Annotated in this window: 15 protein-coding genes; 5 read left to right on the top strand and 10 right to left on the bottom strand. The window is 48.6% G+C overall.

Annotated elements, in window-relative coordinates; genetic code table 11:
• Positions 1 to 117 precede the first annotated feature (117 nt).
• The gene (locus tag JMI88_RS06880) at positions 118 to 531 is read right to left on the bottom strand and encodes a DUF983 domain-containing protein (RefSeq protein WP_201361054.1); all 414 of its coding nucleotides are present in this window, start codon (positions 529 to 531) and stop codon (positions 118 to 120) included.
• 206 nt (positions 532 to 737) lie between these two features.
• Between JMI88_RS06880 and JMI88_RS06875 the strand changes: the two genes are divergently transcribed.
• A complete protein-coding gene (locus tag JMI88_RS06875) occupies positions 738 to 1178 on the top strand; it encodes an SRPBCC family protein (protein WP_201361053.1) in 441 nt (146 codons plus the stop codon).
• Positions 1179 to 1245: 67 nt separating this feature from the next.
• Here the strand turns inward: JMI88_RS06875 and JMI88_RS06870 are convergent, their stop codons facing one another.
• A complete protein-coding gene (locus JMI88_RS06870; RefSeq protein ID WP_201361052.1) occupies positions 1246 to 2214 on the bottom strand; it encodes an acetylxylan esterase in 969 nt (322 codons plus the stop codon).
• A gap of 467 nt (positions 2215 to 2681) precedes the next feature.
• Between JMI88_RS06870 and JMI88_RS06865 the strand changes: the two genes are divergently transcribed.
• Positions 2682 to 4676 (top strand): acetoacetate--CoA ligase, encoded by a 1995-nt coding sequence (locus tag JMI88_RS06865; RefSeq protein ID WP_236022839.1) that lies wholly within the window; start codon positions 2682 to 2684, stop codon positions 4674 to 4676.
• Between the two features lie 531 nt (positions 4677 to 5207).
• On the opposite strand, the gene JMI88_RS06860 is transcribed toward JMI88_RS06865, so the two are convergent.
• The gene (locus JMI88_RS06860) at positions 5208 to 5774 is read right to left on the bottom strand and encodes a hypothetical protein (RefSeq protein WP_201361051.1); all 567 of its coding nucleotides are present in this window, start codon (positions 5772 to 5774) and stop codon (positions 5208 to 5210) included.
• 18 nt (positions 5775 to 5792) lie between these two features.
• The gene (locus JMI88_RS06855; protein WP_201361050.1) at positions 5793 to 7028 is read right to left on the bottom strand and encodes a hypothetical protein; all 1236 of its coding nucleotides are present in this window, start codon (positions 7026 to 7028) and stop codon (positions 5793 to 5795) included.
• A 654-nt stretch (positions 7029 to 7682) separates the two neighbouring features.
• Here JMI88_RS06855 and JMI88_RS06850 point away from each other — a divergent pair.
• Positions 7683 to 8660, top strand: a complete 978-nt coding sequence (locus JMI88_RS06850) for a response regulator (RefSeq protein ID WP_201361049.1) — start codon at positions 7683 to 7685, stop codon at positions 8658 to 8660.
• A 491-nt stretch (positions 8661 to 9151) separates the two neighbouring features.
• On the top strand, positions 9152 to 11386 hold the full coding sequence (gene recQ / locus JMI88_RS06845; protein ID WP_236022838.1) for a DNA helicase RecQ: 2235 nt from the start codon (positions 9152 to 9154) through the stop codon (positions 11384 to 11386).
• A gap of 292 nt (positions 11387 to 11678) precedes the next feature.
• Here the strand turns inward: recQ and xylA are convergent, their stop codons facing one another.
• On the bottom strand, positions 11679 to 12893 hold the full coding sequence (gene xylA, locus JMI88_RS06840; protein WP_201361048.1) for a xylose isomerase: 1215 nt from the start codon (positions 12891 to 12893) through the stop codon (positions 11679 to 11681).
• 209 nt (positions 12894 to 13102) lie between these two features.
• Entirely contained in the window at positions 13103 to 13303 is a 201-nt protein-coding gene (locus JMI88_RS06835; RefSeq protein ID WP_201361047.1) for a hypothetical protein, read from the bottom strand.
• Positions 13304 to 13541: 238 nt separating this feature from the next.
• Between JMI88_RS06835 and JMI88_RS06830 the strand changes: the two genes are divergently transcribed.
• Complete coding sequence (locus tag JMI88_RS06830) at positions 13542 to 14183, top strand: DUF4870 domain-containing protein (protein ID WP_201361046.1); 642 nt, start codon at positions 13542 to 13544, stop codon at positions 14181 to 14183.
• A 147-nt stretch (positions 14184 to 14330) separates the two neighbouring features.
• On the opposite strand, the gene JMI88_RS06825 is transcribed toward JMI88_RS06830, so the two are convergent.
• The 4 genes from JMI88_RS06825 to JMI88_RS06810 form a co-directional block, all read right to left on the bottom strand.
• Positions 14331 to 15770, bottom strand: a complete 1440-nt coding sequence (locus JMI88_RS06825; protein WP_201361045.1) for a protein kinase domain-containing protein — start codon at positions 15768 to 15770, stop codon at positions 14331 to 14333.
• A gap of 197 nt (positions 15771 to 15967) precedes the next feature.
• Entirely contained in the window at positions 15968 to 16201 is a 234-nt protein-coding gene (locus JMI88_RS06820) for a PLD nuclease N-terminal domain-containing protein (RefSeq protein ID WP_236022837.1), read from the bottom strand.
• Between the two features lie 171 nt (positions 16202 to 16372).
• Positions 16373 to 17029: a nitroreductase family protein gene (locus tag JMI88_RS06815; RefSeq protein WP_201361044.1), complete on the bottom strand. Its 657-nt coding sequence runs from the start codon at positions 17027 to 17029 to the stop codon at positions 16373 to 16375.
• 58 nt (positions 17030 to 17087) lie between these two features.
• Complete coding sequence (locus JMI88_RS06810; protein WP_201361043.1) at positions 17088 to 18275, bottom strand: alpha-hydroxy-acid oxidizing protein; 1188 nt, start codon at positions 18273 to 18275, stop codon at positions 17088 to 17090.
• Positions 18276 to 18682 lie beyond the last annotated feature (407 nt).

The raw sequence follows: 18682 nt of genomic DNA, 5'->3' as shown, positions 1-18682 counted from the left end.
CTGGCATTTAACCATAGAATGCCAGGGATAAGCAAGTCCTCAATTTATGGCACCACTATAGTCCCATTGGATTTATCCCTGGTCTATCCTTTCGCGATCCTGGCAGCACAGGTTGTTTTACTTCTCATTTCGAATGCCGCGTGAACGCTGGAGAAGAGGAGATTCATCAGGCAGATCGTTGCCCGAGGTAGGATTCAAATAATGATCCATGGCCAGCCAGAGGCCGCGACTGGGGCGGAACAACAGCAATGGCAGCAGCAGGGCAAATGGACCACCGATGAGCAGTACTGGCAAAACCGGAATACTGGGGATAGCCGCTAAAGGCAAGACAATAGCAGCAGCAATGAGCTCGCTGACCACCAGATTTATGGCCATTGAACTGGTATAATATCCTTCTTCGCGTTCAAACTTAAATCGACATACCGGGCAGTGCTCGTTCATTTTGTAGATGCCACAGAACAATTTGCCCTGACCACATACAGGACAACGCAGGAGCAAGCCGCGCATTAAAAGTATGAAAAATCTTTTCATTGAAAAATTCTCTGTAACTTTCCGAACCACAAAGACCAGTAACGAGTAGCGTATTAAGTTGCTGGTAAGTAATCACATGATTGTATATATAATTGTATCACGTTGATGCCAGTATATGCTGCTCCTATTTCGCTCTCGCATCTCCATGCTCAGGTACCATGTGGGATAATGATATTGTAACCATTTATCAGAGGAGGGGAGTTCTGATGCGTTTAGAGAGAAGTGTCACTATTGCCAGGCCAATAGACGTCGTCTTTGCGTATGTGACCAATATGGGCAACGTCAAATCGTGGCTACCTGTCAAAGATATCCGTGCTGTTTCAGAAGGGCCAATGTGCGTAGGGGCCATGTATGCACAGACGGCTGTTTTTATGGGGCGGCAATTTGACTCCATGATCGAGGTTACCCATTATGATCCTCCACGCCTGTTCGCCTTTAAAATGATCAAAGGTCCTTTTCCACTAACGAACACCATGACCTTTGCTACTACGCCCGATGGCGGAACTACCCTGACGGTGATTGGAGATGCCGAACCCGGTAAAGCCCTTAATTTTATCGGACCTTTTATGACACCTATTGTTAAAAAGCAACTGGAAAACCAGGTTACAGCATTGAAGCAGGCCATTGAGGCCAGTTCAGTAGCATAACAGACGATGCAAAAGACCTCTCCCATCGATGGGAGAGGTCTTTTGCATGGCGTGAGATCAATCGTATTCAGGCTAGCAAGGAGCGCACGAAGTTCCATTTTTCAATTTCGTGATATTCGCTGCCGCCTTCATGTCCGTTGTAGGGATAGACTTTGAGGGTTTTGGGACATGAGAGATGGTTATAGACAGCGAAGCCGGTTGATGGTGGACAGATCGTATCGAGCAAGCCAACCGATAATAAAACAGGACATTTGATGCGAGGAGCCAGATTCATCCCATCAAAATAGCTCAGGGTGTGATAGTTCTGCTCCACATCATAGGGATGTTTCTTCCAGAAATCGACCAGTTCTCGATATGGTCCATCTGTAAAGATCTCGATAGCACGGCGGAAATGGCAGAGATAAGGCACATCTGGCATGGCACCCACAATACCTTTATCAGTAGCCAGCGCTGCCACCGCGATCGTCAGGCCGCCCCCCTGACTACCTCCAGCCAGAATGATGGGTCCCGTTTCAGCACGGCTGCGCACGAAATCCACAGCTCGCACACAGTCCATATAGGCGTAGCGGTAATAATATGTTGCGGGATCTAAAATACCTTTTGTCATACAACCTAGAATGCTGCCGCTATTATAAACGTTGTTATCGGGCGTTTCCCCATTTTGTCCGCGTGTATCCACGGCGAAGACGCAATAGCCTTGCAATGCCCAGCTCATCTGGCGGATTGGTAAACCTTTGGAATCGCTATAGCCATGATAGTGAACCAGGGTCGGTGTCGCGCCATCAACCTCGATACGATATGGTTCCCGGGGCACGAGATACCAGCCAGCCACGCGAGTATTCTGCCCAAAGCCATCATAGCGGACCCGATAAACTGTTACGCGATCACTGGGGAATGGATATTCTTCCACACTAGCATTCAAGGGCTGCCCGTCACTCTCCGCAACCGTCGTAGCCCAAAACGCATCGAAATCGCTCGCCGTAGTTAACGCCGGGCAATACTGTTCTAATTCAGCTAATGGTTTATCGACAATCATGAATCTCTTCTCTTTCTTACCATCGCGAATACAATAGAGCACCTTAAATATAAGGTTAATGATAATCTCATGGATAGGGCCTGTCAAATGAAATTTTGGCTAGCTAACGCTAAAAGACGGTTCGCGCCCGCGGCGCACAAACAAAATTTAGAATGTGTCTGAAAGCCAGATGTTTCGCGCCTTCGGCTCCTGACGCTACGCGCTTACAGCGCTCAAAAGGTTTTTTATACGTTGGTGCCGCATTAGCGCAAAGCGCTAATGCGGCACCAACGTATAAAAAAGGCACAGGCGGCGTCAGCGCCCCGGGGGAAGCCAGAATATCCTGGTGCGGGGAAGTCTGGCGCGCTGCTAAATAAACAGCATGTAGATAGGATATAATAAAGTTGAATGAGAAAAGCATTGTGTTCATTCAAATCTTATTAGTTACCAGAGCCACCCATACTGCAATGTTTATAAAGAAAGGCAGCATGATTATGGAAATTCCATTGGGCAAAGATCAGCCTCTCTGGTCCCCATCTGAAAAAGACAAGCGTGAAGCAAATATATCGCAATATATGCATTGGCTAACACAGAGCCGTGGCCTGCATTTTGAAAATCGTGAAGAGCTCTGGCGCTGGTCTGTTGAGCAACTGGAGGATTTCTGGGCCTCCATCTGGTCTTATTTTCAAATTCAGGCTTCACAGCCATATAGCCAGATTCTTCTTGAGCGCAAGATGCCCGGAGCGGATTGGTTTCCGGGATCGAAACTCAATTATGCCGAGCATGTTTTTCGCCGGGCTACTGCCGAGCGACCGGCGATGATATTTCAATCTGAACGGCATGGCCTGACAGAAATCTCCTGGCAGGAACTAACACGCAATGTTGGCGCCGTGGCCCATTCTCTGCGCGCTATGGGAGTGCAGGTGGGCGACCGTGTTGTGGCCTATCTACCAGACATTCCTGAGGCTATCACCGCTTTTCTGGCCTGTGCCAGCATCGGCGCGACCTGGTCCAGTTGTTCTCCTGATTTTGGTACCAGCAGCGTCATTGATCGTTTCAAACAGATTGAGCCGACCGTCCTCTTTGCGGTAGATGGCTATCAATATAATGGCAAAACCTTCGATCGCCTGGCCGTGGTGAAAGAGCTGCAACGCGAATTGCCGACGCTGCAAAAAATCGTGCTGGTTCCTTATTTACATACTGATGCCTCGGCTGAAGATATCCCCAATGGTTTTCTCTGGTCAGAGCTGTTGCGCGAAGAAGCAGAACTGGTTTTTGAGCAGGTTCCCTTTGCCCATCCACTCTGGGTCCTCTACTCATCAGGAACAACTGGTCTGCCTAAAGCGATTGTGCAGGGACATGGTGGTATTCTACTAGAGCATCTTAAGGCCCTGGCACTGGATGTAGACATCAAGGCCGGAGATCGCTTCTTCTGGTTTACTACTACTGGCTGGATGATGTGGAATTTCCTGGTTGGTGGCCTGCTAGTAGGAGCGGTCATACTCCTTTATGATGGTAGTCCAGGCTATCCTAATATTGAAACGCTCTGGCGTTTTGCGCAGGAGAGCCAGATGACCTTCTTTGGTACCAGCGCCAGCTATATGGCATCTTGTATGAAGGCTGAGATAGAGCCGGGACGAACCTATGATCTTAGCCATCTGCGCGGTCTGGGTTCAACTGGTTCTCCTCTGCCACCGGAAGGCTTCCATTGGATTTATGAGCATGTGAAAGCAGATCTATGGGTGGCTTCTGTCAGTGGTGGCACCGATGTTTGTTCCGCATTCATCACAGGTTGCATCCTGCTTCCTGTCCGCGCCGGAGAGCTTCAGTGTCGTTCACTGGGTGCCAATGTTCAGTCTTTCGACGAAGAGGGCCACCCTCTGATTGATGAGGTTGGAGAGCTGGTAGTGACAGAACCATTGCCCTCTATGCCCCTCTATTTTTGGAACGATCCTGATCAGCAGCGCTACCTGGAAAGCTACTTTGCGCAGTATCCTGGCATCTGGCGGCATGGCGACTGGATTCGCATTACCCCTGAAGGGAGCGCCGTCATCTATGGCCGTTCCGACTCCACCATTAATCGCATGGGTATTCGAATGGGGAGCAGCGAGATCTATCGCATAGTCGAAAGCCTGCCAGAAATTATGGATAGTTTGATCGTTGGTGTTGAGTTGCCGCGCGGGAATTATTATTTGCCCCTGTTCGTTGTCCTGCGCAACGGCGCTCAGCTAGATGAGGCACTCAAAACAAAGATCAAGCAATCCTTGCGCGTCCATATCTCGCCCCATCACGTTCCCGACGAGATCCTGGCTATTCAGGAAGTTCCGCGCACCCTGAGTGGCAAAAAACTGGAGGTACCCGTTAAAAAGCTCTTGATGGGCATCTCGGTTGAAAAAGCTGTCAGCATCGATGCTCTCAGCAATCCTCAGGCCTTTAACTACTTCCTGGATATCGCCCAACGTGTTAAAGAAAAAAACGGCTAATTCTAGTGGTTCTACTCATTAAGAGAGTGCTCTGCTTCCCATCATGATAGGAAGCAGAGCGCCCCTGGGCCTGGGGAACGCAGGCGTCCCCACTCTCTTTTTCACTGCTAGTGCAGCAGACGCGCATTCGCGCGTCTGCTGCACTAGCAGTGAAAGGACATCCCGAGCACGGGAGGTGCGCACGCACCCGCATCCTTTTTTATTGTTAATGCAGAATATGCACTTTTTGTACATTCCGCATCAACAATAAAAACTACTTTGAACGCCGCAGGTGCGAATCGTCAGGGGCGCGCATACGCCTTACAGGTATAGGTTTTTTGGATTCGCGCCGGAAAAGCGGGGATGCAAGGGGCGGAGAGCCCCTTGACTGGGGGATTGGGGGCTGTGCCCCCAACTCCTCCTCCCTCTCCGTGCCGCCCGCAGGGCGGCATCAGGGGTCTCAGGGGCTACGCCCCTGAAAAACCTACACCTGTAAGGGCGCGCATGCGCCCCTCCACAAAGGATCGGCATGATTCCCAAGATCCCTGGGAATCATACTCTTTCTTGCATCTTTGCTGCTTCTATTGGTTGTGGCGTGAGCAGGGAGCGACGATAGCGATGCTGGGTAGCGATCCAGACGGCTATGAAGACGAGCGGGGACGCTCCGATCAACCAGGCCAGCCAGGGTTGCATGGCTCCAGGTGCACCAACTGTGACGGGTATGCTGGCTTGACCAGGTCCCTGGGGACCTTCTAACTGGACAACGATATTCCAGACACCCTGAACAGGAATGTGGACGCTGGCTCGTAGACTGCCTTCTTTATCACCAACCGCCTGTAGTGTAGTCGGTATCTCTATCCCATCGGTACCGGGCCCTGGTTGCATGATTACTTTTCCACTCAGCTTCAGTGAGCTATTGTGTGGCACAATGGTCACATCAAACGCTTCGTCCACATATGGCGGATCTTTGGAAAGGTTAACGTTGATAATATAGGCACCGGCGGCCACCGTATCTGTGCGTGCTGGTTTGCTTGCTGCACTGGCGCTGCCCGCCATCAGAATGAGCAGGCTGATCCAGATTAAGCTGAGGCGTGTAAGCGTACGAAGCACTTTGTACATAGCAAAACCTCATGTTTCTTAGCGCTTACTCCAGCGCCAGATATCTCCAAAATCTTCGCCTAACCACGCACCTAGTGCTCCTATAGCCATGGCAATCAATAATGAGATGATAACGATGCCAGCCATCTGAACAGGATCAAATGGCACCCCTTTTTCGGGTAAGAAAACTGGTGCATAAGGAGTATAATCACGCAGAATCAATGGAGTGAAGAGGACGATTGGTAATGTGACTATCGCTCCCTGGATAATTGTCTGAAGCATAGGACTATTCGGGCTACCAGTTTTGCGAGCTCGGCGATAGGCCACAACGTCGAGGATCACCGCCGAAAGCAGAAAGGCGGCCGGTAGCAAGGCATAATCCAGGCGGAATTCAGGAATCTGGTTGGCCAGGCGGTAAGGAATATCCTGTTGCTCTACCGCAGTGCGAATGGCCCAGGGTACAAAGAGTTCTACTACAAGAGTATGCAAAAAAAGGATGAACGTTAAAAAGGTGGCAATACCCACTTTTTGGGTCGTACGCAACGCTGCCAGCATAAACATTACGCAGCCTGCTACCAGTGGTAGCGGATAGGTAGAGATATGGATTGTACCAATGGTGATTACCGGAAACTGCAAGAAGCCAGTCAGCACATAATTCATAATGCTACCCATGGCCATGATGATACCCAACTCTAGCGCGGTTAGACCCAGGAAGCGGCGTGGTGTGCTGCCGGATTGACGCTCGATGGCTGCCTCTGAGGCAAATACATAGACCATACCTAGCATGCCAATCAGACCACCGGTTACCCCCATCATATGAAAAGGTGCCCACAACGCGATATCGATGCCATATAATTCGTGCCAGTAATTATCCAGGGGGGCCGCGATCAGCGCCAGCAACGCTCCAAAACCAAGCACGCTAAAGCCGAGCGGAGCATGAAAGAAATGGAGAACAGGTACCGTCGAAGTATCATCTACTCCTGGAACATGGTGTCGATAGCGAAACGTTTCCACCAGCACGACAGCCAGAGCCAACAGGCCCGCACCAGCCACGCAAGAATAAATCAACGTATGTGGTGGAGTCCAGAACTGATCGCGTCCGACATAGGCATGCCATTCTCGATCCCAAACGGCTCCCAATTCACCCTGGAGCAAAAAAAAGAGCAAGAGCCAGGCACTGATGCGGCGTAACCGACGTTCTTGCACACCCTGTGGTGCCAGTGCCAGCTTATCCAATGTGGCAGATGACGTTGAATGGACTTCTGAGCGAGCCATACAGCGATCTCCTATCCTGTAAAAGTATAAAGACAAGCATAAATAATAACGGTTCATCATCTAGTGAATTTGTATATGTGAATGCAGTTTTATGAATCCTTTCCCTATAGAGGCCGATATACATTTAGCTTTTTGTATTTTATCGTATCATATGTTTTTTTACCATACTATCGCCGGGCCAGTCATTTTTGAATTAGTGTATTTGCCAGCAATCGTAATCCCCCATAAGTATGCAGTTAGCTTTGCAAAATGGTTTTTGCTGCCTATATCAGGTCTACACCCATGGGTGTGAAAAATGAAGTGTGAGAAAGAAAGTGAGGATACCAGGATATCTGGTAGAGGGTACATTTTGGGGAAATAGAGTTTATATATTTGCCTAAATGCTTATGAGGATGGTAATATGGTCTTTACTAACCAATATAGTAACTGGTTGCTTTTATGTGCACTTGTACACATATAGCTGGCCCATTCTATTTGAACATTATATGCGTCGTGCTCCTTTTTAGATTATGAAGAGTATCTCATCCTTAAGGCAGAAGCTATATCGTTGTTGTCCAGGTCGTGGCTAGAGACGACTTTTCCATCTATGCTGAGAGAGATAAGTGTATGTAGCGATTGCTTGGGATGAGCAATTGACGAAATGGGGGTGGGCATATGGTAACTACGCCCAAAGTGCTGATAATCGACGATAGTTCTACTCAGTGTTTGTACATGCAACAAGCTTTGCAGAGTGCTGGTTACCAGGTACTAGTTGCTAATGATGGGCCAGGGGGGTTGCGCATGCTGGCGCAAGATGCCCCACAATGCGTGGTATTGGATATTATTTTGCCAGGCATGAATGGTTTTGAAGTATGCCGCCATTTACGCTCACAGGAAGCCTGGCGCACCCTTCCCATTATTATGGTCAGTTCCAAAAACTCATCCTCTGACCGTTTTTGGGCCATGCGGCAGGGAGCAAATGCCTACCTGACCAAACCATTTAAGGCAGAAGAACTAGTCCAGGAGGTAAGGAAAGTTGTTGTGGAGCGTCCACGTCAACCGAACACCTCACTGCGGCCCGAGGGCCGCGAAGCTACAGGCCCGCAGCGGTCTGTGAATCCTAGCACCCCGATACCCCCTAGCAGTTGGGGAACGGGCCCTCAGCAGTCTGTCAATGCTCCTCGGGTCTCACCGCTACAGGCCAACAACGGGCAAGATATTGGAAATGCGCAGTGGCAGGATTCTCAAATTTCCTCTTTACGGCGTGGAAGCATCAGGCCTGGCAATGCTAATACCCCATATCCGCAGGGTAGTAATGTTCAGGCGGCAGGTCAATTACGGCACTCAAGTGAGACAGGTCCTCAGCAACCGATCAAATTGCCCTCGATGGGAGCCCTACCCTTGCTAATCCCTCGACGTGTCGATGGCACTGACATGCCGTTCATCAACCATCAGGAGCATTTATCTCTGGGAGAGTATCGGGCACGTCAACTTTACCTGGCTATCGATGGTCAAAAGAATATTGAAAAGCTTGCTTATTCTACCCAGATGAGCAGAGATGAGATCGTAAACGCCTTGAGTATCCTTGTGCATCAAGGACGCATTCTGCTCTACGAGCCAGGTGGCCGTTTGGTTGACAGTTCCTTCTTATAGCTATTAACCATAAGGAGTAAGGCTCTAACAGCGTAACATCCACCATACGTGGTAGATGTAGTGGTCCGAATCAATAGGTTCTATTATCTATTCACGTGCTAGCTTCATACTGGAACGGCATTTAGATCTTCTTGCCCGCCGTTCTCGTGACATGGATGCTTATTGTTACGTAAAAAATTTTGCCTTATTATAAAGATATAATATTAACTTATGTATAAACTGAATCATAATGTCTTATGGACAAAAATAAAAACTAAGCACACAAGAGAAGAATAAATCAAAATTGACTTTTTGATATGATTTGATAAAATATGGTTTAGTGTGCGATACTGTGATTCGCATGAAAGATATAATGCCGTTCATTTGGATGAGCGCAGCTTGCCGCGAGTGAGTGGCGTTGCCAAATGCTTTTTACTGCCTGCCAGCAGCATGAGCGGGCATCTGGGTATGAAGTTGGGTGCGCGGAGAATTTATACGGAGTAGGGAGTATATTGAAATTGTTGCATGTCGATCAAGCACTAAAACAGTATTTCGGATATGATACGTTTCGGCCAGGACAAAAAGATGTTGTTGAAGCGGTATTAGAACAGCAGGATATGCTAGTGTTGATGCCGACTGGTGGCGGTAAGTCTCTAACCTACCAGCTACCGGCTTTGCTATTGCCGGGATTGACCATCGTTGTCTCCCCTTTGATCGCCTTAATGCAGGACCAGGTTAGCCGTTTACAAGCCAATGGTATCGAAGCAACATTTGTGAACAGCTCATTGCCGTATGAAGAATGTGCCCGTCGTGAGCGAGCGGCAATGAATGGGCAGATCAAACTACTCTATGTGGCTCCCGAGCGCCTATTGAAGCCCAGTTTTCTCGCGTTCCTTGAACATGTTAATAAAACCATTGGTCTGGCCTTGCTAGCTGTGGACGAAGCTCACTGTGTCAGTGAATGGGGACATGATTTTCGCCCTGAGTATCGTCAAATAGGCACGCTGCGCAACCGTTTCCCTGAATTACCCATACTGGCGCTTACCGCGACGGCCACTGCGCGCGTGCGGCATGATATTCTTGAACAATTAAAATTACGCCAGCCCATCGTCCATATTGCCAGTTTTAACCGCCCGAACCTCTCATATGAAGTACGCAAAAAACACAAAGGATCTTATGCAGAACTGGTAGAGATCCTACGCCAGAAACAGGGTGAGTCGATCATCATCTATTGTCTGAGCCGCTCAGGAGTAGAGAAACTGAGCGCCGATCTCCATGAAGATGGTATTACCAATTTGCCCTACCATGCTGGTCTCTCCTCCAAAGTGCGTGCAGAGCATCAAGAACGCTTTATCCGCGATGATGTGCCTGTGCTGGTGGCCACGATTGCCTTTGGCATGGGGATTGCCAAACCAGACGTGCGGGCCGTCATCCACTACGACTTACCGAAAAATCTGGAAGGTTACTATCAAGAGTCTGGCCGTGCTGGTCGTGATGGTCAACCAGCCGAGTGCGTCCTCTTTTTTAGCTATGCTGACCGCATGCGTGCAGAATACTTTATTGCTCAGAAAGCGGATGATCAGCAGCAAATTATTGCTCTGAATCAACTGCAGCAGGTAATAAAATACAGTGAGAGCACGCAGTGTCGTCGTCGCCTCTTATTAAGCTACTTTAGTGAAGATCTACCAGGTGAGAACTGCAATAATTGTGATAATTGCACGCAGTCAATAGAGACCGAGGACCGGACAGAGGATGCGCAGAAATTCCTGACCTGTGTTCATCTGACCCGTGAACGCTTTGGGCTCAATCATATCATTGATATCCTACGTGGAGCAAATACCCAGAAAATCCGTGATTATCGTCATAATCAACTTTCAACCTATGGTTGCGGTAAACAATATAGTCGTGATGAGTGGGTGACGATTGGCCATACACTGCTGCAGCAAGGTTTTTTGACAGAACGTCGCGATGGTTACCCTACTTATCACTTAAATGCCAATTCTCTGAAACTGCTCAAAGGTCATGTTGAGTTCTATCTCAAGGTGGAGGCCCGGCCGACCTATAGTCAGTCTCCTACTGTCGTGGGCACCGCTGATAGCAATCCATTGAATGCCAATCAGACTGCACTGTTGCAGAGCCTGCGTACCTTACGTAAAAACCTGGCTGATGAACTGGCCGTGCCACCCTATGTAGTTTTTACCGATATGGCCTTACTTGCGATGGTTCAGAATCTGCCAACCAGCGAGGCTGAATTCTTAAAGATTCCAGGTGTCGGACAAAAAAAGCTACAATCTTACTACGCACCTTTCACCGATGAAATCAAAGCTTATATGCAGCAATATCCCGATCTGGTACCTGTTCAGCAGTCCTCTGTTCAGAAACCTGCTGAGCCAGCCAGGTCAACTTCACGCTCGGCTCAGTATATGCGTCGCAATGCCGTTGGTCTGGCCCAGCAGGGATTTACGCTGCAGGAGATCGCCCAGGCCTGCGATCGCCATCCCTCTACTGTTTTAGAGTACCTGAGCGTAGCGCTGGAAGAAGGCGAACAGATCGACCTAAGCAATCTAGTAGAAGCTGAGCACTATAACGTCATTGTGCAAGCGATACAGGAGATCGGTGATGCCAAACTCAAGCCCATCAAAGAACACCTGGGGGACGACTACTCCTACGACGAAATCCGCCTGGTTCGTTCGCAACTGCGCGGCAGCCATATAGAATCGCCACCCTCAGCGTTGCCAATAGATTAGTCCTCCTGGAACACCCATATAAATAAAAAAGCAGGCGAGGTATAATAACTGCCTCGCCTGCCCTTAAGCATTACGTTAGAGTGTGTCTGAAGTCCATCACCATGGGAAGCCAGGAGCCCCCGTACAGGCGGGTGCATATGCACCCGAACCTGTTTTTAAGTGTTGGTGCAACCTGCGCGCTTTGCGCGCAGGTTGCACCAACACTTAAAAGATTTATTGAGCGCCCAAGGCGCATAGCGTCAGGGGCCGCAGGCGCGAACCCTATGTCTTTCAGACACATTCTTAGAAATCTTTAGCGAATACCAAAGATATGTTCAACAGCCATCTGATCCAATTTCTCGTACTGATAGCCGCGCTGTCCCAGCGCTGTTGCATCAAATGTTGCCTCTTTTAATTTATTAGCCAGTTCTTTGCTATAGCCCTTGCGTACCTCACTCAGCCAGGAGATATGGTCCGCATTGCCAGCGTTGATGGTCGCTAAGAGCTGCTGAACCTCGGGATCAGCATCAAAGCGACGAGCCTTCTCACGCAAGATATTATAAGTACGCATACAACCAGCGGCAAAGTCCCATACGCCCTGGTCGTCCTCGGTGCGATATGCGTGGGCGTCAAAATGGCGTGGGCCATCATAGCCGCTATTCTCTAGCAAACGTACCAGGAAGAACATACTTTTGATATTCTCACTGCCGAAGCGCAGATCCTGATCAAAGCGAGGACCCTTCTGATCATTCAGGTCAATGTGGAACAGTTTGCCTGCCTCAATCGCCTGGGCGACACCGTGCACAAAATTGAGGCCAGACATATGCTCGTGTGCAACCTCAGGGTTTACACCAACCATCTCAGGATGATCCAACGTATAAATAAAGGCCAGCATATGACCGATAGTAGCGAAGTAAGTATCTGAGCGCGGCTCGTTGGGCTTAGGCTCCAACGCAAAGCGCAGATTGTAGCCATTATCAATGGCATATTCACACAGAAAATTGATCGCATCACGCATGCGTTTCAGTGCTTCGACAGGATCTTTGCTGGCCTCACTATCAACACCCTCGCGTCCACCCCAGAACACATATGTTTGGGCACCCAGTTCAACACCCAGATCGATAGCGCGCATCGTTTTTTGCAAGGCAAAGGCACGCACACTGGGATCGACAGCCGTAAATGCACCATCTTTGAATGCAGGGTGGAAGAAAAGGTTGGTGGTGGCCATAGGAACAACCATACCATAGTCGTTCAGGGCCTTCTTAAAATCGCTCACGATACGATCACGTTCGGCAGGTGTCGCATCAAAGGGCACCAGATCATTATCGTGGAAGTTGACGCCCCAGGCACCCAACTCTGAAAGCTTCTGCACGCTACGCACAGGATTAAGAACCGGGCGAACAACATCACCAAAAGGATCACGACCCTGATTCGCAACCGTCCAGAGTCCAAAAGTAAACTTATCCTCTTTTCTGGGAGTATATTGATCGCTGGTGCTTTCCTGTGTCAACTGAGGTGGTAGTGTCATTATTGCCTCCATGTAGTTCTATAATTCGTTGACTGTTATTCATTATAAACTTTTTACCCTTATGTTGCCAGGACTCAGTTTTCTGCGCCACGAAAATTGTAAACAGGTAGGGGGAAGATAGAAAAAGAGGATTGGCCTGAGGCACGTAGAATTAACCTATCAGAGAGCTATTTTCTGATAGGTTAGCCACATCTACGTTGGTTGGACGTTTAGCTAACAAAATCTGTCAATTTACCGGTTCGGAATAACCAACGCGTAAATTCGAGACGACGATGATCATCGCGGGATTGATCTAACTCATTTGGGATAAAGTGCTTGCGAAATCTTGTGATACGATCGATCTCTCCGTGGCTGAAGCCCGCTTTACGCAACATCTCTATTGCTTCTTTACGGTCCATATAGTGAAACATAGCGCGTCTCCTTACCAGAACCTGGTCGCCTCACAACGCATTAGTGCTCCTACTTCCAATACGAATTTTGCCCCCTGTTGGATGTACATTCTCTATCTAATTTTTTGTAGATGAGTTGAATTTCTGTATTTTTGCTGAGAATGTGGTAAAACACTTTTAGTTTCTCTCTAACCTTTCTGACACAGTGGCCGTAATACATGGTAGAAAAGTTTTTCTTTATGGACGGAGGAATGCTCTCATGAGTACAAATCCTAATCAAAACCAACAACCCGATCCATCCAGACCATATGGTGGCTATGGGGGATACAATCCATCGAGTTCATCTGACGATCCCTACGGAGCAAATCAGCCCGGTATTGGTTCTCAGCAAAGTGATCCTAACTACGTTTATGGACAGGGTGGGCAGCAATATACAGGCGGGCAGTACCAACAACAACAGCAGCAACAATCCAATACCTATGTTCCTCCGATCAGTGTTAGCCAGAGGGACAGGGATCAGGATCAGAGCACGACCGGCCTGCGCTCAAGGCGAGCAGCGTTGTTGAGTTATCTGGGACTGTGCTTTACCGGTATTGTATTCTTTTTTATCGAGCGCAAAAATAGTTTTGTTCGCTTTCATGCCGCGCAATCTATTGTTGTGTTTACTCCTCTCGTAATTGTCTATGTCCTTTTACGATTAATCTCAGGCCTCTGGTTAATAGGAACATTGCTCTCGCCCATTACGGGCTGCTTTACCTTCCTGGTCCTGGCAGTGGGCTTTGTCCTCTGGGTCTTTTTGATGCTACAGGCTTATCGCGGCGTCAGATTTAAGTTACCGATCGTGGGCGATTACGCAGAAGCACTGATCGCGCGTTTTTCCAAAAGAAGCGGGACCATCTAGTAGCAAGAAGTAAGCAAATGCTATCCTGAACGAGATGATTCTGCTGAGATGCCACATTTCAATGCCCGGGCTGAAGTGTGGCATCGTTTTTGTTGGCTAAAGTTATGTCTGCAAATAGATAGAAATGAATGGCAATTGCCATTGTCATTATAAGAACAATACAACTGTTGTGGCGAAGAAGCAGAGAGAAAAAATAAGGTAGATGGCAGTAAAAATGTAGCCAAGCGTCATGCCAACTGTAGCGGTATCCGCGCTGGTGCCTGTATGCCGGGCAAACGCGCGCCCCTTGTGCCCAAAAACAATGCCCATAATTGATGGTACCAGAAGGAATGCAGAGAAGAATAGAGTGATAACAATATGATGTTGCAGAATATGCAAAAGTTGTGTTGAGGCCAGGCATAAGAAAGGTGGCATAAATATGCCAAGCAGGCTACATAGAATACTATATAACTGATATTTGTTAGATGGTGGTGGCATCGTACTCTGAGCAAATGGTGAAAAAGCATAGAAGGTTTGTTGCTGTTGTTGTTGTTGTTGCACAAAACTAGTTACACCTATATTGTTGGATATAGAGTTTGCAGATGGCAATTGCGCGTAGACCGCCTTTTGGAATGATCTGAATATAGCAGGTTGGTAATACTGGCTAGAGAGGCCCTGCTGATGATAATGGAGCTTCGAAATTTCCTGTAAAACCTGCTGCACCTCTGCCAGTGAATTCGGACGCCGCTGACTATCCAGAGCCACCATACGCTGCAACAACGTATCTAATTTAGCGACAGCATGCTGATGGAGATTAGGGAGTGGAGCAAAGGCAAAAGGAGATTGACTGGGATCTGCCCCGGTCATCAGTTGATGTAGAATAGCTCCCAGGCTATAGATATCTGAGCGCGGAGTCGTCTGAGCCTTCCCATACTGCTCCGGCGCAGCATAACCTGGCGAACCAAAAGGTATGGTATCCTTTAGCTGACCAGGTTTAAACTGACGAGCAATCCCAAAGTCAATTACATAGATATAGCCACCTGACGTTAACATAATATTGGCAGGTTTGAGGTCGCGAAAAATAATGGCTGGCTGATTGGAATGGAGATAGTCCAGGACATCGCAGAGGATAGCACCGATATCCAACACCTCTTCCAGGCGAAATGGCATCTGTTTGTGGCGTTCCAGATATTTTTCTAGCGTTTCTCCCTCTATATAATCCATCACCATATACCAGCACTCGGCATCCGAAAAATGTTGATAGAGGCGTGGTAGATTCCGATGTGTTAATTTTGTCAAGATATTAACTTCACGATTAAAGGCATCCGTGGCCTCGATCTTTTCCTGGGTCGAGAGTCCACGCAGGCTTACAGCTTTGACAGCAACAATCTGATGGGTCTGAGTATCTTCAGCGCGATAGACGATGCTAAAGCCGCCCTCACCTACCTCATTTAACAAGCGATAGCGTTGCTGGAGGAGGATTTCTGGTGCAGGAGTATCGATAGGTGTTTCGTCATCTGAAAGAGTATGGCCACAGGCAAAGCACTGCATCTCCTCTTTTTGATTGCTTGCTCCACAATAGGAACAATATATATCTAACTGCTCCATATGTCCTCTATCTATCTCAAAATATTGCTAAACAGCACTTCCCCCATCATAGTATAGTAAAAAATATGCTATAAGGTCCATGTCAGATGACTCATTATGCCTTATGATTCAGGGGTGAAAATATATAGAAGTAATATAAGAAGCATATATGGGTTAGAGCGAGGGAGGTGCGCATAATAGGCCCTCGCTCTAACCGTTTACTGCCCGATTGTTTTCATACGCTCCGGACGGCGAATGAAATAGTAGAGTAGGGCTCCAAAGAAGGGGACGCAGAGAATAAAGCTTAGCCAGGCAACTTTATCATTCGTATTGGAGGGCTCTTTCGTAATACAATCTACAATCACCCAGATCCAAAAGATGGCGGCCAGGGCCACGAGTCCGGGTGAACCAATGCCGATGAGATACATTATGCCACTGAAAGGATAAAACATAGTCATCTCCTCTTTATTAAGAGTGCTGATAGATACCTGTAAAGTAGTGGGATAGGTAAAAAGGTATATATCTTTAAAATACGCTGGGGAGTACCGTTTGTTGCGTAACAATACAAAATAGCTACTGTAGTTAGAGGAGTAGAGGTAATACTACAGTAGCTATCGGAATTTTTACCAGTTATTCCAATGAATAATTTTTTCCAATGGTTGGCGAGAACCAGCTTTAAAATCGGTACCAAGGGTATAGGCGACGGGAATCAGGGACGTTTGAGTAATCTTCTCAAAAGGAACACCGAGGAGCGCTGCCGCCTCTTTTTCATAGGCCAGGTGCAGCGTAGTCCAGGCTGTTCCCAGACCACGTGCCCGTGCTGCCAGCATAAAGCTCCATACGGCAGGTAAGATAGAGCCCCATACACCCGCCTGTTCATGGGAGGAAGCGCCCTCTAAACGGCCCCGTATACAAGGAATAACGTGAACGGGCACCTCATGCAGATGTTCCGCCAGATAGTCCGCGGAAGAGGCGACTCGTTGCTGGACCTGAGCAAGGTCTGGTTTGCTGGCCTTGAGTTTTTCGAGGCTCTCGGTAGCGCTGGTGCGATACTGGCTAAAACTTTTTCTATACAACTCTGCCAGGCCCTTCCGTTTTTCAGCATCGGTCACCACCACAAAATGCCATTGCTGACTATTGCTGCCGCTGGGAGCCTGGACCGCGATTTCAATGCACTCCTTCACCATCCCTGGCTCGACCGCACGCGAGAGATCTAAACGTTTACGGACAGCGCGTGTGGTGGTCAATAACTGGTCTGGTGTCAAATCAAGCTGAGGCATACGATGTTTCCTCCATGCGTACCTTTACAATAAAGATAATATCCCATCTTAGTAACATTTATTGTGCCAGGCGTTCATTCACCAATAGAGATGCATCTAGCTGACTAATAGAGGAAAAGCCACTCACAGCCAGGGTCAAATCTAGATCTGCCAGCAGATTTTGTAGCACCTGCTGCACACCGGCCTCGCCGCCCAGGGCCAATCCCCAGATATATGGCCTGCCAAGCAGCACCGCCTTCGCGCCCAGCGCAATGGCTTTCAAAACATCCGATCCGCGCCGGATGCCGCTATCAAAGAGAATGGGTAGCTGTCCATTAGCCGCCTCAACCACAGCAGGCAAAGCATCCAATGCCGCCCGTGATCCGCCTACCTGGCGTCCACCATGGTTGGAAACAATAATTCCATCCATACCAGCATCGATAGCCAGGCGAGCATCATCTGGATGCAGAATACCTTTGAGGAAGATGGGCAGGCTCGTGTGTTGCCTTAAAAAGCTGAGTTGATCCCAGGTCAAGGAGGGATTGAGGAAGATATCGATGAAATAGCGAATGGCCATGCCCGGATTTTCCTCGGGCGGCTGGGCCAGAGCCTGGCGAAAGACCGGATCACTGAAATAATTGGCCAGGCCCTCACCTAATAAAAAGGGTAAGTAGGCATTTTGAATATCCTGCTCACGCCAGCTAAGGAGCCTGGTATCCAGCGTTACGACGATAGCGCTATAGCCTGCCTGTTCGGCCCGGCGTACAAAACTGGCATTGAGATCTGGATTTTTGCTCCAGTAAAGCTGAAACCAGCGAGGAGTGTTCCCAAGTTCCTGTGCGACCGCCTCGATGCTTCGCGAGGAAGCCGTACTGAGAATCATTGGTACTCCGGTCGCATGTGCCGCCCTGGCAACTGCTATCTCGGCTTCGAGATGAATAATTGATTGCACCCCAATGGGGGCCAGTAACAGTGGTACGGGTAGCTGCATGCCCAGGATAGTCGTGGATAACTGGCGTTGTGAAACATCGCGCAGCATACGTGGAAGAATACTCCAATGCTGAAACGCGCGCAGATTAGCCTGCATCGTATCTTCCATGCCGGCCAGATAGCCACTGGCTTTCTGACTCAGATGCGCGATCGCCTGTTGCTCCAACGCCTCCGGCGCGACAGGAAGTGAGGGAAGTTGTCCCTGCAATCCCTGCATATATACCTGCATCTGACGTCCGAGCCCATAGGATGGCATACTTTTCTGATCATCTTTCATGCGTCAACCCCTTTGTGCCGCCTGGCAAGATAGAACAAATACACTGATCGTAAACATTTGTATTGTATCACTGTTGCCCTCTGACGAACGGACGCATGTGCGCCTGTATCTTTATCGAGAGGAAGTTGGAAGTGCGCCAGGCGCACTTCCAACTTCCTCTCGACTTTTGAGTGCCGACGGCGCGAACCGTCAGGGGTCGCGGACACGAAGTGCATGCTTTTCAAACAGTCTCTCTGCGCACTTTTTATACTACTGAACGGAATATAATTTCGCACCTGTGGCGCTCAAAAATTTTTATGTTGTAGCGCAGGATCAAGCTACATAGATGCGAAATTTGTCTATAAAATTTGACGAGGGCCTTTAAAGTATGCTAGGGTTGCTTAAATGCCTCTAGTAAAGATTGTGGC

The organism is Dictyobacter formicarum (assembly GCF_016587435.1).
Note: the sequence above shows the minus strand (reverse complement) of the source record. Positions and strands in the feature narration are given on the sequence as shown.